We start from the raw sequence: 14,732 nt of genomic DNA on the forward strand, positions 1-14,732 counted from the left end.
GGAACGGCAATGAAATTTGTGAGCGTTGTTATTGCAGCAGCCGGGCTGCTGAGCCTGCCGGCGCTGGCCGCCGGCGATGCGGCGGCGGGCAAGAATAAGTCCGCCAGCTGTCTGGCCTGCCATGGCGCGGCGGGTAAGGTATCGGTGCCGATGTACCCGAATCTGGCGGGGCAAAATGCCCTGTATCTTGAGCATGCGCTCAAGGCTTATCAGAGCGGCGATCGCTCCGGCGGTCAGGCCGAGGTGATGAAGGCTTACGTCTCCGGCCTGTCGGACGCGGATATTGCGGATTTGGCGGCGTATTACGCCAGTCTGAAGCCTTAGCCTATGACAAGGGCAGCCGGCGGCTGCCCTGTAAGAGGAAGAGCGTGACAGTTCAGTCGGAAAGACTGACGACCACGGTACCGATTTCCGGATGGCTGAAACTGCTGATGTGGTCCAGGCGCAGATCGCGCTGCTGGCCGTTCAGTTCGATGGTTAAATATTCAACACGCTTTTTTTGCAGCATATCGACGGCTTTGGCTTCAAGCACTTCACCGTCGCGTAACTCCAGCTTCAGAATAAGTTTATGCTGACAGGCGAGTTCCAGGTTGTCGTAATCATCGCAATTGATGGGTTGGTACTCATCATTCATCAACATAGTCGCTCACCAATAAGTTAGCGGCGGCAAAGGCCGCCTGTTCCCGAACGGAGGACGGCAGTGCGCCGTTGGCGGCCACATCGTCCAATGCCTTTAAGACACAGGTTAGCGCATCAGGCACGTAGCCGAGATCTCCGCTGCCGATCCCGGCGTAAAAACGTCGTACTAACTCACAGTATTGTTGCACAATTTCCTCCCTTAAGAACCGCAGAGCCATCAATAATGCTAATGCGATGACGCGCAGGTTTGCGGAGTTTGTCGATCCTGAACGACTATAGCACGGTGTTATTAAGTTATCAGCACCCCCGGTCAGCGCTGAATATCCCGAGCTTTCCCTGCGTTGACGGATGAAATCAAGTACACTGTGCGTTGGAAATAATGAGGTTACGCATGGCACTGAAAGCGACAATTTATAAAGCCACGGTCAATATTGCGGATATGGATAGGCACTTCTATCACGACGCCGCGCTTACCCTTGCTCAACACCCTTCGGAAACCGGGCAGCGCATGATGCTGCGCCTGCTGGCGTGGATTTGCCATGCCGATGAGCGCCTGACGTTTACCAAAGGGCTAAGCGCCGATGATGAGCCGGAGCTCTGGCAGCGCAATGACCACAACGGCCTGGAGCTGTGGATTGAATTGGGGCTGCCGGATGAGAAACGATTAAAAAAGGCCTGCAACCAGTCACCGCGCGTGGTGCTGTATGCCTACGGCGAGCGCGCCGCCCAGGTCTGGTGGCAGTCGATGCAGAGTAAGGTTGCTACTTACCGCAACCTCAGCATCCGCTTTTTAAATGACGAACATCTGACCCGGCTGGCGGCGCTGGCCAACCGCAATATGACGCTGCAGGCGACACTGCAGGAGGGAACTATTTGGTTGTCCGATGCTCAGAGTAGTCTGGAAATCCAGTTTGCCGAATGGCAGCAGGCCGGAGAGTAACCGTTGCTGGAATTGTCACGAAGCGTGGCCATTGCGGACCATGAGATTGTGCTGACGGCCATCCGAGCGCAGGGGGCGGGCGGCCAGCATGTGAACAAAGCCTCAACGGCGATCCATTTGCGCTTTGACATCCGGGCCTCCAGCCTGCCAGAGTATTATAAAGAAAGATTACTGGCCTTTACGCATCATCTGATTACCAGCGAAGGGGTGGTGGTGATCAAGGCGCAGGAGTATCGCAGCCAGGAATTAAATCGTGAAGCGGCGTTGGCGCGGCTGGTGGCGTTGATCCGTCAGGCAATGGTGGTAGAAAAAACGCGCCGCCCGACCCGGCCAAGCAAAGGCGCACAGCGGCGTCGCGTGGAAAGCAAAGTACGTAAAGGCGCAACCAAGGCGTTACGAGGGAAGATTCGTCCCTGACATCTGTCATCGAGATAAGAAGCACAGTAGGAGAAAAACTGTGAAAAAAATAACTATTGCCCTGTTATTAGCCGCAGGGACGCTGTCATTGTTCGGTTGTAACAACCATTACCAGCCAAAAGAGCAGGCGCTGCAGCCTATGAAGCAGAGCTATCAGGGCGTATTGCCGTGTGCAGACTGCGAGGGGCTGGATACGTCGCTGTTCCTGGATGAAGACGGCACTTTCGTGCTGCAGGAAACCTACCGTGGCAGCCGTGACGGTGATAAAACCTTCGCCAACTACGGCAAATGGGCGCGCACGGCGGACAAGCTGGTGCTGACCGACAGCAACGGCGATAAGCGCTATTTCCATCCGGTGGGGAAAAATCTGGAGATGCTGGACCAAAGCGGCGCGCCGATTGACTCCAAGCTGAACTATCAGCTGCAGCCGGTGGAAAAATCCTTGCCGAAAACGCCGATGGCGCTGCGCGGCAGCTACACCTATATGGCGGATGCGGCAGTGTTCAAAGACTGTGCGACCGGTAAAACCTTCCCGGTGGATAACAACCTGGCGCTGGAGCGCGGTTACGCCAACAGCGGCGTGGAAGGCGGCGAGCCGGTATTCCTGATGCTCAGCGGCCACTTCAGCGTACAGCCGTCGATGGAAGAGGGGATGATGGAGAAAGCGCTGGTGCCGGATGGCAACATCAAGTTTGATAAGGCCAAAGGCTGCGACAGCAAATAACAGCGATAAAAAAACCCGCCTCGGCGGGTTTTTTGTTGGCTGAGAAACGTTAGCCTTTGATCTGCTTAACCAGATAATCGACGATGTCGCCGGTCTTGAGCATTTGCTTCTCGCCGCCGCGGCGGTTCTTGTACTCGATCTCATCGTTGTCCAGGTTGCGGTCGCCGATGACGATAGAGTGCGGGACGCCAATCAGTTCCATATCGGCGAACATGACGCCCGGACGCTCTTTACGGTCGTCGAGGATCACGTCGATACCGTGGCCGCGCAGCTCGGCGTACAGTTTTTCCGCCAGCTCCTGCACGCGGAAAGACTTGTGCATGTTCATTGGCAGAATCGCCACCTGGAACGGCGCGATAGCGTCAGGCCAGATGATGCCGCGCTCGTCATGGTTCTGTTCGATAGCCGCCGCCACTACACGCGTGACGCCGATACCGTAGCAGCCCATGGTCAGCACCTGGTTACGGCCGTCTTCACCCTGTACGGTCGCCTTCATGGCTTCCGAGTATTTGGTGCCCAACTGGAAGATGTGACCGACTTCGATGCCGCGTTTGATCAGCAGCGTACCCTGACCATCCGGGCTGGCGTCGCCTTCAACCACGTTGCGGATGTCAGCCACCTGTGGCAGCGGCAGGTCGCGTTCCCAGTTGATGCCGAAGTAGTGCTTATCGTCAACGTTGGCGCCAGCGCCGAAATCGCTCATAGCCGCGACGCTGCGGTCGATCACCACCGGCACCGGCATATTGAGCGGGCCAAGCGAACCCGGGCCGGCGCCCACGATGGCGCGAATCTCATCTTCGGTGGCGAAGGTCAGCGGCGTTGCCACCTGCGGCAGTTTCTCCGCTTTGATCTCGTTCAGCGCGTGGTCGCCACGTACCAGCAGGGCGATCAGCGAATGGCCGCTCTCTTCGCTGGCGCACACCAGCAGCGTTTTCACGGTTTTTTCCACCGGTAGCTGGAACTGTTCAACCAGCTCGGCGATGGTTTTGGCGTTTGGCGTATCGACGATGCGCAGCTCTTCCGTAGCGGCCGCGCGCGGCTGCGCCGGCGCGACGGCTTCGGCCAGCTCGATGTTGGCGGCGAAATCGGACACGGTGGAGAAGACGATATCGTCCTCGCCGCTGTCGGCCAGCACCTGGAATTCATGCGAGGCGCTGCCGCCGATGGAGCCGGTATCCGCCAGAACCGGACGGAAGTCCAGCCCCATGCGGGAGAAGATCTTGTTATAGGCTTCATACATGGCGTCATAGGTCGCCTGCAGCGATTCCTGCGTGGTATGGAACGAATAGGCGTCTTTCATCAGGAATTCACGGGAACGCATCACGCCGAAACGTGGGCGCACTTCATCGCGGAATTTGGTCTGAATCTGGAAGAAGTTCAGCGGCAGCTGTTTATAGGAGCTGATTTCATTGCGAATCAGATCGGTAATCACTTCCTCATGCGTAGGGCCGAGTACGAACGGACGTTCGCCGCGATCGACGAAGCGCAATAATTCCGGGCCGTATTGCTCCCAACGGCCGCTTTCCTGCCACAGATCGGCGGGCTGAACCACCGGCATGGAAACTTCGATCGCATTGGCGTTGTTCATTTCTTCGCGAACGATGTTTTCAACTTTTTTCAGAACCCGCAGGCCGGTCGGCAGCCAGGTGTAAAGACCGGAGGCCAGCTTGCGAATCATCCCGGCGCGCAGCATCAGCTGGTGGCTGATCACTTCGGCATCGGCAGGGGTCTCCTTCAGAGTGGAGAGCATATATTGGCTAGTACGCATGGTGTTTTTGTTCCGTTAGAACTGCAAATTGCAACGGGCTGCCGACAAGGCGGCCAAAATTGTCAAAAGTGATTTAGTTTAACAGCGTGAGACGGTTGCCAAAAGAGAGCGGGACGAATTTTAACGCGGCTCCAGCGACAGCACCTCGGTCATGCCGGCGACGACCCGCCAACGCACGTTGAAGTCCAGCAGCCAGACGGCATAATCTCGCCCTGTATCTTCCCCCTTACGGTAGGCTGGACGCGGATCCTGCGCCAGCACCTGGGTAATGAAACGGCGCAGCTGAGGGTAGCGCGTTTGTTGCTGCAGCAGTTGCTGTTCCGCCAGCGGTGAAAAGCTGACGGGCATATCCGCCGCCGGCGCCGCTTGGGCAAAGCCGGCCACGGCCTGCGGCTGGCTTTCGGCGAACGGCAGGTAGGGTTTGATATCCACCACCGGCGTACCATCCATCAGATCCAGACTGCCGAGTTCCAGTACGACCTCACCGCCCTGAATGCGCACTTTTTTCAGCTCGACCAGCGACATGCCGATGGGGTTGGGGCGGAAGGTCGAACGGGTGGCGAACACGCCCATGCGGGCATTGCCGCCGAGGCGCGGCGGCCGCACGGTGGGGCGCCAGCCGCCATCCATGGTTTGGTGAAAAATAAACATCACCCACAGATGGCTGAACGCCTCAAGGCCGCGTACTGCTTCGGCCTGATTGTAAGGCGGCAGCAACAGCAACTCGCCGCCGCCGTCTTCTACCAGCCCCGGCTGCCTGGGAACGGCGAATTTTTCTTTATACGGCGAGCGGATAGTTCCGATCTGATTGACAACAAATTCACTCATTTGGACGAAACGTTAAGCGCAGAACCCTGGCAGACGGCCTGTTGGTAACAGCCGGCGACGCCTTTGACAATCTGGCAGTCGTGCAGCAGCACGGCGTTGGCCTTCATATAGGAGGCGCGGATCTGCATACGTTTACGTGCGGTGGTCATGTTCGGCGGGGAGTCCTGAATGGTGGTCTGGCAAGATTCGCCGGAGACTTCACCCAGATCGCGGAACGGCTTGCCGACCAGCTCTTCTGCGCTTTTATACAGTTTTACCGGCGCAGGGCGGGGCGCTGGCGCAGGTTTGCTTGACGTTGTGGTCGTGGGTTTGCTGGTACTGTTTGTCGGGGTTGATTCGGTATGCAGCATGGAGCAGCCGCTAAGCGCAAGCGCTAACAAACAGAGAGGTAAAGCACGCATAGAGATTCCTCTGCCTTTTCATAAAAGTGGCGCTATTGAAGCAATCTATGGTGGAAATAACAAGACGGGCCGAAGCCCGTCTTGCAATTATAGGAACAAAATAGCCTTAAGATTGCGAGCTATCTGATGTTATCCCACCGTAAAAAGCGTGGAATTACCAGCCTTTCACCGCGCCGCCGTTGAAGATTTTGTTCGCGGCTTCGTTCACTTCGTCTGACTGATAAGCCTGAACGAATTTTTTCACGTTTTCCGCATCTTTGTTGTTTTCACGCGCAACCAGCAGGTTGACGTAAGGCGAATCTTTACCTTCAACAAACAGGCCGTCTTTGGCCGGAGTCAGGCCAATCTGGCTGGCGTAGGTGGTGTTGATTACCGCCAGCGCGATTTGCTGATCGTCCAGCGAGCGTGGCAGCTGTGGCGCTTCCAATTCAACCAGCTTCAGGTTTTTCGGGTTTTCGGTCACGTCCAGAATGGTCGGCAGCAGGCCCACGCCGTCTTTCAGCTTGATCAGCCCTTCAGACTGCAGTAACAGCAGAGAACGGCCCAGGTTGGTTGGATCGTTCGGCAGCGCGATTTGCGAGCCAGGCTGCAGTTCGCTCAGCGATTTGATTTTCTTCGAGTAACCAGCAATCGGATACACAAAGGTATTGCCGACCGGCACCAGTTTATAACCGCGATCCTTGATCTGCTGATCCAGATACGGTTTGTGCTGGAAGGCGTTAACGTCGATATCGCCTTTGCTCAGCGCTTCGTTAGGCAGGACATAGTCGTTGAAGGTTACCAGCTCAACGTCAAGGCCATATTTGTCTTTCGCCACTTTTTGCGCGACTTCTGCAACCTGCTGTTCTGCGCCGACGATCACGCCGACCTTGATATGGTTTGGATCTTTTTCATCCTGGCCGCAGCCAGCCAGAGCCAGAGAGCCGATCAGTGCGCCGATTGCCGCGATGGATTTAAGTTTTAACGACATATCCCTTCCTCTTATTAGACTCGCATACAAAGATGCTGTGCGCGTTGCTGTGAAACTTATTTATGGGTGACGGCTTTGACAATCCGATCGCCGCAGAACTGGATCAGATACACCAGGATCACCAGTAATACTAATACGGTATTCATCACCGTGGCGTTATATCCGATATAACCATACTGATAACCAATCTGCCCCAGGCCGCCGGCGCCGACGGCACCGCCCATGGCGGAATAGCCCACCAGAGTGATCAGCGTGATGGTGGCGGCGTTAACCAGACCCGGAAGCGCTTCCGGCAGCAGAACTTTTTTGATGATCTGCAGCGGCGTGGCGCCCATGGCGCGCGCGGCCTCCACCAGACCGGACGGGATCTCCAGCAGGGCGTTCTCCACCATACGGGCGATAAACGGCGCTGCGCCGACGGTCAGCGGCACGATCGCCGCCTGCAGGCCGATGGAGGTGCCGACGATCATGCGCGTGAAGGGAATCATCCAGACCAGCAAAATAATAAATGGAATGGAACGGAAAATATTCACCAGTGCGGACAGCACTTTATACAGCGCCGGGTTGGCGATAATCTGTCCCGGACGGGTGACATACAGCAGCACGCCGACGGGCAGGCCGATGATAAACCCGAAGAAGCCGGAGACAAAGGTCATCATGACGGTTTCCCACACGCCACGCGCCATTAACCACATCATTGCCTCAGACATAACCCAGAACCTCTACTTTTACCTGATTTTCTTGCAGGAATTTAATCGTCGCCAGTGCGTCTTCATCGCTGCCGTGCAGCTCTGCCAGCATCACACCGAATTTCACTCCGCCCGCATAATCCATCTGCGCGCTGATAATATTGTTGTTGACGTTGAAGCGGCGAGCTGCTTCGGACAGCAGCGGCGCATCCACCGACTGGCCGGTGAACTCCAGGCGCAGCAGGGGTTGACGGTCGCCGCTGCGTTCCGGACTCAGGCGCTCGGCATAATCGTCAGGAATATCCAGATGCAGCGTGGACTGAATAAACTGCTGCGCCAGCGGCGTTTTCGGGTGCGAGAACACTTCGCTGACGCTGTCTTTTTCAATCAGCTGACCCTGGCTGATAACGGCGACCTGATCGCAGATGCGTTTTACCACGTCCATTTCGTGGGTGATAAGCAGGATGGTCAGCCCCAGGCGACGGTTAATGTCTTTCAGCAGTTCCAGAATCGAACGGGTGGTGGCCGGGTCCAGGGCGCTGGTGGCTTCGTCGCACAGCAGTACTTTAGGCTGGCTGGCCAGCGCGCGCGCGATCGCCACGCGCTGCTTTTGCCCGCCGGACAGGTTGGCCGGGTAGGCGTCGTGCTTATCGGCCAGGCCGACCAGCTCCAGCAGTTCGCCGACGCGCTTTTTGATGTCGGCGCGCGGGGTGTTGTCCAGTTCCAGCGGCAGCGCAACGTTGCCAAAGACGGTACGGGACGACAGTAAGTTGAAGTGTTGGAAAATCATGCCGATTTGGCGGCGCGCGCGCGTCAGTTCGCTTTCTGACAGGGCGGTCAGATCCTGGCCGTCCACCAGAACCTGGCCTGATGTCGGGCGCTCAAGCATATTGGCGCAGCGGATAAGCGTACTCTTACCGGCCCCGGATGAACCGATAACGCCATAAATTTGCCCGGCAGGGACGTGGAGAGTCACGTCTGAGAGCGCGTTAATGGTACGCGAGCCCTGCTGGAACACTTTGGTAATGTTAGAGAGTTTAATCATATTCTTCTTATTTTAGCGTGGTTGCCCGTGGCTAGATAAAAGTAAACCTTGGCGTGGAACCAAGGCATGGTCAGATGTTAAGGCGTCTAGACGTCTAAGTCAACGGGGGAGCTTTCGCTACCGTTCTCAGTATGGGGTAAAACATGCGATACTGTCCGCGTTTTCAGGCCCTCAGGAGCAAACCGGTGACACAAAGCGTTCCAGCTATTTTTTTAGATCGTGACGGCACGATCAATGTCGACCATGGCTATGTCCATGAAATCGATGACTTCCAATTTATTGATGGTGTGATCGATGCATGCCGTGAATTAAAAAACATGGGCTTTGCGTTGGTGCTGGTAACCAATCAGTCGGGCATTGCGCGCGGGATGTTCAGCGAAGAGCAGTTTATGTATCTCACCGAATGGATGGACTGGTCGCTGGCTGACCGCGGCGTCGACTTCGACGGCATCTATTTCTGCCCGCATCACCCGGAAGGAACGGTAGAAGAGCTGCGTCAGGTGTGCGACTGCCGCAAACCACAGCCGGGCATGCTGCTGCAGGCGCAGCAGGAACTGAATATTGATATGGCCGCTTCTTATATGGTGGGCGATAAACCGGAAGATATGCAGGCCGCCGCCGCTGCGGGTGTCGGCATGAAAGTTCTGGTGCGTACCGGCAAAGCGGTAACGGCAGAAGGGGAGCAACAGGCCGATTGGGTGTTAAATAGTCTGGCTGAGCTGCCGCAGGCGATAAAACAGCGGGTTTAATCGACGTTGTGGCGTAATAGTGAGCGGTTGAGAAAAAAGTGAATATTAATCCTTGTTATTCTGAATCGCCTCCCTATAATGCGCCTCCATCGACACGGAACATGTGAACAACATCACAGAGTATCCGGGGTCGACAGAGAAAAAATTCTGAAAAAATGAATTGACTCTGAAAGAGGAAAGCGTAATATACGCCACCTCGAGTTAGCAAGCGAAAGCGCGTAACTCACGCTCTTTAACAATTTATCAGACAATCTGTGTGGGCACTCACAAGACGATATCCAGCATCTTCGGATGCAAAAAAATATCAAGTCTTGAAGAGTGACTAACTGAAGTAAAATTCATGCAGTAAATCTTTGAGCAACAGCTATTAACTTAGCGAATCAAGCTTTTAATTGAAGAGTTTGATCATGGCTCAGATTGAACGCTGGCGGCAGGCCTAACACATGCAAGTCGAGCGGCAGCGGAAAGTAGCTTGCTACTTTGCCGGCGAGCGGCGGACGGGTGAGTAATGTCTGGGAAACTGCCCGATGGAGGGGATAACCACTGGAAACGGTGGCTAATACCGCATAACGTCTTCGGACCAAAGTGGGGGACCTTCGGGCCTCACACCATCGGATGTGCCCAGATGGGATTAGCTAGTAGGTGGGGTAATGGCTCACCTAGGCGACGATCCCTAGCTGGTCTGAGAGGATGACCAGCCACACTGGAACTGAGACACGGTCCAGACTCCTACGGGAGGCAGCAGTGGGGAATATTGCACAATGGGCGCAAGCCTGATGCAGCCATGCCGCGTGTGTGAAGAAGGCCTTCGGGTTGTAAAGCACTTTCAGCGAGGAGGAAGGGTAGTGTCTTAATACGGCATTACATTGACGTTACTCGCAGAAGAAGCACCGGCTAACTCCGTGCCAGCAGCCGCGGTAATACGGAGGGTGCAAGCGTTAATCGGAATTACTGGGCGTAAAGCGCACGCAGGCGGTTTGTTAAGTCAGATGTGAAATCCCCGAGCTTAACTTGGGAACTGCATTTGAAACTGGCAGACTAGAGTCTCGTAGAGGGGGGTAGAATTCCAGGTGTAGCGGTGAAATGCGTAGAGATCTGGAGGAATACCGGTGGCGAAGGCGGCCCCCTGGACGAAGACTGACGCTCAGGTGCGAAAGCGTGGGGAGCAAACAGGATTAGATACCCTGGTAGTCCACGCCGTAAACGATGTCGATTTGGAGGTTGTGCCCTTGAGGCGTGGCTTCCGGAGCTAACGCGTTAAATCGACCGCCTGGGGAGTACGGCCGCAAGGTTAAAACTCAAATGAATTGACGGGGGCCCGCACAAGCGGTGGAGCATGTGGTTTAATTCGATGCAACGCGAAGAACCTTACCTACTCTTGACATCCAGAGAACTTAGCAGAGATGCTTTGGTGCCTTCGGGAACTCTGAGACAGGTGCTGCATGGCTGTCGTCAGCTCGTGTTGTGAAATGTTGGGTTAAGTCCCGCAACGAGCGCAACCCTTATCCTTTGTTGCCAGCGGTTCGGCCGGGAACTCAAAGGAGACTGCCAGTGATAAACTGGAGGAAGGTGGGGATGACGTCAAGTCATCATGGCCCTTACGAGTAGGGCTACACACGTGCTACAATGGCGTATACAAAGAGAAGCGAACCTGCGAAGGCAAGCGGACCTCATAAAGTACGTCGTAGTCCGGATTGGAGTCTGCAACTCGACTCCATGAAGTCGGAATCGCTAGTAATCGTAGATCAGAATGCTACGGTGAATACGTTCCCGGGCCTTGTACACACCGCCCGTCACACCATGGGAGTGGGTTGCAAAAGAAGTAGGTAGCTTAACCTTCGGGAGGGCGCTTACCACTTTGTGATTCATGACTGGGGTGAAGTCGTAACAAGGTAACCGTAGGGGAACCTGCGGTTGGATCACCTCCTTACCTAAAGATATCCTGACTGTGCAGTGTCCACACAGATTGTCTGATGAAAAAGTAACGAGCAGAAATACCTTTATAGGCTTGTAGCTCAGGTGGTTAGAGCGCACCCCTGATAAGGGTGAGGTCGGTGGTTCAAGTCCACTCAGGCCTACCAAATTCTTCCTTATGCTGCGTTATGCTCTCGGTCGTTTACCAAAGTAAACTTCCCGGTTGCATGCCTTGCCTAAGAAAGAATTAACTCTTTACGAGTTGGTAATAACAAAGGTATTGCACGCGATTATATGGGGCTATAGCTCAGCTGGGAGAGCGCCTGCCTTGCACGCAGGAGGTCAGCGGTTCGATCCCGCTTAGCTCCACCATATAAGTCCGAAAATCAATACTTCAGAGTATATTGGCAACAGTATGCTGCGAAGTATTTTGCTCTTTAACAATCTGGAACAAGCTGAAAATTGAAACATGGCAGCTGAAACTTGTCCCCCGTAGACGTTCGGGATGAGGAGTAACCTGTCATAGAGTCTCTCAAATGTAGCAACGCGACGATGTCGAAAGACACCTTCGGGTTGTGAGGTTAAGTGACTAAGCGTACACGGTGGATGCCTAGGCAGTCAGAGGCGATGAAGGGCGTGCTAATCTGCGAAAAGCGTCGGTAAGGTGATATGAACCGTTATAACCGACGATACCCGAATGGGGAAACCCAGTGTGTTTCGACACACTATCATGTCATGAATACATAGTGGCATGAGGCGAACCGGGGGAACTGAAACATCTAAGTACCCCGAGGAAAAGAAATCAACCGAGATTCCCCCAGTAGCGGCGAGCGAACGGGGAAGAGCCCAGAACCTGAATCGGCTTGTGTGTCAGTGGAAGCGTCTGGAAAGTCGCACAGTAAAGGGTGATAGTCCCGTACACGAAGATGCACAGGTCGTGAGTTCGATGAGTAGGGCGGGACACGTGTTATCCTGTCTGAATATGGGGGGACCATCCTCCAAGGCTAAATACTCCTGACTGACCGATAGTGAACCAGTACCGTGAGGGAAAGGCGAAAAGAACCCCGGCGAGGGGAGTGAAATAGAACCTGAAACCGTGTACGTACAAGCAGTGGGAGCACCTTCGTGGTGTGACTGCGTACCTTTTGTATAATGGGTCAGCGACTTATATTTTGTAGCAAGGTTAACCGAATAGGGGAGCCGTAGGGAAACCGAGTCTTAACTGGGCGTCTAGTTGCAAGGTATAGACCCGAAACCCGGTGATCTAGCCATGGGCAGGTTGAAGGTTGGGTAACACTAACTGGAGGACCGAACCGACTAATGTTGAAAAATTAGCGGATGACTTGTGGCTGGGGGTGAAAGGCCAATCAAACCGGGAGATAGCTGGTTCTCCCCGAAAGCTATTTAGGTAGCGCCTCGTGAACTCATCTTCGGGGGTAGAGCACTGTTTCGGCTAGGGGGCCATCCCGGCTTACCAAACCGATGCAAACTCCGAATACCGAAGAATGTTATCACGGGAGACACACGGCGGGTGCTAACGTCCGTCGTGAAGAGGGAAACAACCCAGACCGCCAGCTAAGGTCCCAAAGTCATGGTTAAGTGGGAAACGATGTGGGAAGGCACAGACAGCCAGGATGTTGGCTTAGAAGCAGCCATCATTTAAAGAAAGCGTAATAGCTCACTGGTCGAGTCGGCCTGCGCGGAAGATGTAACGGGGCTAAACCATGCACCGAAGCTGCGGCAGCGACGCTTATGCGTTGTTGGGTAGGGGAGCGTTCTGTAAGCCGTTGAAGGTGTGCTGCGAGGCATGCTGGAGGTATCAGAAGTGCGAATGCTGACATAAGTAACGATAATGCGGGTGAAAAACCCGCACGCCGGAAGACCAAGGGTTCCTGTCCAACGTTAATCGGGGCAGGGTGAGTCGACCCCTAAGGCGAGGCTGAAAAGCGTAGTCGATGGGAAACAGGTTAATATTCCTGTACTTGGTGTTACTGCGAAGGGGGGACGGAGAAGGCTAGGCTAGCCGAGCGACGGTTGTCTCGGTTTAAGCGTGTAGGGGGAGTGACCTGGTAAATCCGGTTACTTGTTAACCCTGAGGCGTGATGACGATGCACTACGGTGCAGAAGTAGTTGATGCCAAGCTTCCAGGAAAAGCCTCTAAGCTCCAGGTAACACGAAATCGTACCCCAAACCGACACAGGTGGTCAGGTAGAGAATACCCAGGCGCTTGAGAGAACTCGGGTGAAGGAACTAGGCAAAATGGTGCCGTAACTTCGGGAGAAGGCACGCTGGCGCGTAGGTGAAGTCCCTTGCGGATGGAGCTGAAGCCAGTCGCAGATACCAGCTGGCTGCAACTGTTTAATAAAAACACAGCACTGTGCAAACACGAAAGTGGACGTATACGGTGTGACGCCTGCCCGGTGCCGGAAGGTTAATTGATGGGGTTATGGGTAACCAGAAGCTCTTGATCGAAGCCCCGGTAAACGGCGGCCGTAACTATAACGGTCCTAAGGTAGCGAAATTCCTTGTCGGGTAAGTTCCGACCTGCACGAATGGCGTAATGATGGCCAGGCTGTCTCCACCCGAGACTCAGTGAAATTGAACTCGCTGTGAAGATGCAGTGTACCCGCGGCAAGACGGAAAGACCCCGTGAACCTTTACTATAGCTTGACACTGAACATTGAGCCTTGATGTGTAGGATAGGTGGGAGGCTTTGAAGTGTGGACGCCAGTCTGCATGGAGCCAACCTTGAAATACCACCCTTTAATGTTTGATGTTCTAACTCGGCCCCCTAATCGGGGGTGAGGACAGTGTCTGGTGGGTAGTTTGACTGGGGCGGTCTCCTCCCAAAGAGTAACGGAGGAGCACGAAGGTTAGCTAATCACGGTCGGACATCGTGAGGTTAGTGCAAAGGCATAAGCTAGCTTGACTGCGAGAGTGACGGCTCGAGCAGGTGCGAAAGCAGGTCTTAGTGATCCGGTGGTTCTGAATGGAAGGGCCATCGCTCAACGGATAAAAGGTACTCCGGGGATAACAGGCTGATACCGCCCAAGAGTTCATATCGACGGCGGTGTTTGGCACCTCGATGTCGGCTCATCACATCCTGGGGCTGAAGTAGGTCCCAAGGGTATGGCTGTTCGCCATTTAAAGTGGTACGCGAGCTGGGTTTAGAACGTCGTGAGACAGTTCGGTCCCTATCTGCCGTGGGCGTTGGAAGATTGAGAGGGGTTGCTCCTAGTACGAGAGGACCGGAGTGAACGCACCACTGGTGTTCGGGTTGTCATGCCAATGGCATTGCCCGGTAGCTAAGTGCGGAAAAGATAAGCGCTGAAAGCATCTAAGCGCGAAACTTGCCTCAAGATGAGTCTTCCCTGGGCCTTTAAGGCCCCTGAAGGAACGTTTAAGACTAAGACGTTGATAGGCTGGGTGTGTAAGTGCAGCGATGCATTGAGCTAACCAGTACTAATGAACCGTGAGGCTTAACCTTACAACACCGAAGGTGTTTTAGAGACGGATGACAAAATCGTCGGGAACGATTTTGAACAACGCGGAGCGTTGGCCCCGAAGGGGTGAGTATCAGGATGATACGAATAATTTTCAGCGAAGTTCCGAGATTGGATTGACTGGCGACGTGGAAGCGTTGCGGGT

General features: G+C 54.7%; 13 protein-coding genes, 2 tRNA genes and 2 rRNA genes. 9 read left to right on the forward strand and 8 right to left on the reverse strand.

Translation table 11 applies throughout. The features are described 5' to 3' along the window. Nucleotides 1-9: 9 nt before the first annotated feature. Nucleotides 10-324, forward strand: a complete 315-nt coding sequence (locus HF675_RS05595) for a cytochrome c (RefSeq protein ID WP_105232290.1) — start codon at nt 10-12, stop codon at nt 322-324. Nucleotides 325-376: 52 nt separating this feature from the next. Here HF675_RS05595 and rof read toward each other — a convergent pair whose 3' ends face one another. Further along, nucleotides 377-640, reverse strand: a complete 264-nt coding sequence (rof, locus tag HF675_RS05600) for a Rho-binding antiterminator (protein ID WP_105232289.1) — start codon at nt 638-640, stop codon at nt 377-379. Continuing rightward, on the reverse strand, nt 627-827 hold the full coding sequence (locus HF675_RS05605; RefSeq protein WP_015673539.1) for a YaeP family protein: 201 nt from the start codon (nt 825-827) through the stop codon (nt 627-629). Before HF675_RS05605 ends, rof begins: the two co-directional genes overlap by 14 nt. 203 nt (nt 828-1,030) lie before the next feature. On the opposite strand from HF675_RS05605, the gene HF675_RS05610 reads away from it, so the two are divergent. From HF675_RS05610 to nlpE, 3 genes are read left to right on the forward strand one after another with little or no spacing between them, the layout of a single operon-like run. Next, on the forward strand, nt 1,031-1,579 hold the full coding sequence (locus HF675_RS05610) for a YaeQ family protein (RefSeq protein ID WP_187044221.1): 549 nt from the start codon (nt 1,031-1,033) through the stop codon (nt 1,577-1,579). Nucleotides 1,580-1,582: 3 nt separating this feature from the next. Further along, entirely contained in the window at nt 1,583-1,996 is a 414-nt protein-coding gene (gene arfB / locus HF675_RS05615; protein WP_105232287.1) for an alternative ribosome rescue aminoacyl-tRNA hydrolase ArfB, read from the forward strand. Between the two features lie 40 nt (nt 1,997-2,036). After that, nucleotides 2,037-2,720, forward strand: coding sequence for an envelope stress response activation lipoprotein NlpE (nlpE, locus tag HF675_RS05620; RefSeq protein WP_187044222.1), 684 nt, complete (start codon nt 2,037-2,039; stop codon nt 2,718-2,720). Between the two features lie 49 nt (nt 2,721-2,769). On the opposite strand, the gene proS is transcribed toward nlpE, so the two are convergent. From proS to metN, 6 genes are all read right to left on the reverse strand, one after another. After that, nucleotides 2,770-4,488 carry a proline--tRNA ligase gene (proS, locus tag HF675_RS05625; RefSeq protein ID WP_187044223.1) on the reverse strand — a complete coding sequence of 573 codons (1,719 nt, stop codon included), beginning with the start codon at nt 4,486-4,488 and terminating at the stop codon, nt 2,770-2,772. Between the two features lie 120 nt (nt 4,489-4,608). Beyond that, nucleotides 4,609-5,316, reverse strand: coding sequence for a tRNA (N6-threonylcarbamoyladenosine(37)-N6)-methyltransferase TrmO (gene tsaA, locus HF675_RS05630; RefSeq protein WP_187044224.1), 708 nt, complete (start codon nt 5,314-5,316; stop codon nt 4,609-4,611). After that, the gene (rcsF, locus tag HF675_RS05635; protein WP_105232282.1) at nt 5,313-5,717 is read right to left on the reverse strand and encodes an Rcs stress response system protein RcsF; all 405 of its coding nucleotides are present in this window, start codon (nt 5,715-5,717) and stop codon (nt 5,313-5,315) included. The genes tsaA and rcsF overlap by 4 nt, the downstream gene beginning before the upstream one ends. Nucleotides 5,718-5,871: 154 nt before the next feature. Beyond that, nucleotides 5,872-6,687: a MetQ/NlpA family lipoprotein gene (locus tag HF675_RS05640; RefSeq protein WP_105232281.1), complete on the reverse strand. Its 816-nt coding sequence runs from the start codon at nt 6,685-6,687 to the stop codon at nt 5,872-5,874. Between the two features lie 56 nt (nt 6,688-6,743). Further along, nucleotides 6,744-7,397 (reverse strand): methionine ABC transporter permease MetI, encoded by a 654-nt coding sequence (locus HF675_RS05645; protein WP_015673531.1) that lies wholly within the window; start codon nt 7,395-7,397, stop codon nt 6,744-6,746. After that, a complete protein-coding gene (gene metN / locus HF675_RS05650; RefSeq protein WP_105232279.1) occupies nt 7,390-8,421 on the reverse strand; it encodes a methionine ABC transporter ATP-binding protein MetN in 1,032 nt (343 codons plus the stop codon). The genes HF675_RS05645 and metN overlap by 8 nt, the downstream gene beginning before the upstream one ends. 185 nt (nt 8,422-8,606) lie before the next feature. On the opposite strand from metN, the gene gmhB reads away from it, so the two are divergent. The 5 genes from gmhB (at nt 8,607) to HF675_RS05675 (ending at nt 14,571) form a co-directional block, all read left to right on the forward strand. Then, nucleotides 8,607-9,170 carry a D-glycero-beta-D-manno-heptose 1,7-bisphosphate 7-phosphatase gene (gene gmhB, locus HF675_RS05655; protein ID WP_105232278.1) on the forward strand — a complete coding sequence of 188 codons (564 nt, stop codon included), beginning with the start codon at nt 8,607-8,609 and terminating at the stop codon, nt 9,168-9,170. A gap of 389 nt (nt 9,171-9,559) precedes the next feature. Next, nucleotides 9,560-11,100, forward strand: a 16S ribosomal RNA gene (locus HF675_RS05660). A 74-nt stretch (nt 11,101-11,174) separates the two neighbouring features. Then, nucleotides 11,175-11,251 (forward strand) — tRNA-Ile (locus HF675_RS05665). A 129-nt stretch (nt 11,252-11,380) separates the two neighbouring features. Then, nucleotides 11,381-11,456: transfer RNA gene (locus HF675_RS05670), tRNA-Ala, on the forward strand. A gap of 207 nt (nt 11,457-11,663) precedes the next feature. After that, nucleotides 11,664-14,571: ribosomal RNA gene (locus HF675_RS05675) — 23S ribosomal RNA — on the forward strand. The 16S and 23S rRNA genes sit together here with 2 tRNA genes alongside, the layout of an rRNA operon. The last annotated feature ends 161 nt before the right edge of the window (nt 14,572-14,732 follow it).

The sequence above is a fragment of the Serratia sp. JUb9 genome, from assembly GCF_014298095.1.
In the GTDB taxonomy this organism is placed as follows: Bacteria; Pseudomonadota; Gammaproteobacteria; order Enterobacterales; family Enterobacteriaceae; genus Serratia_B; species Serratia_B rhizosphaerae.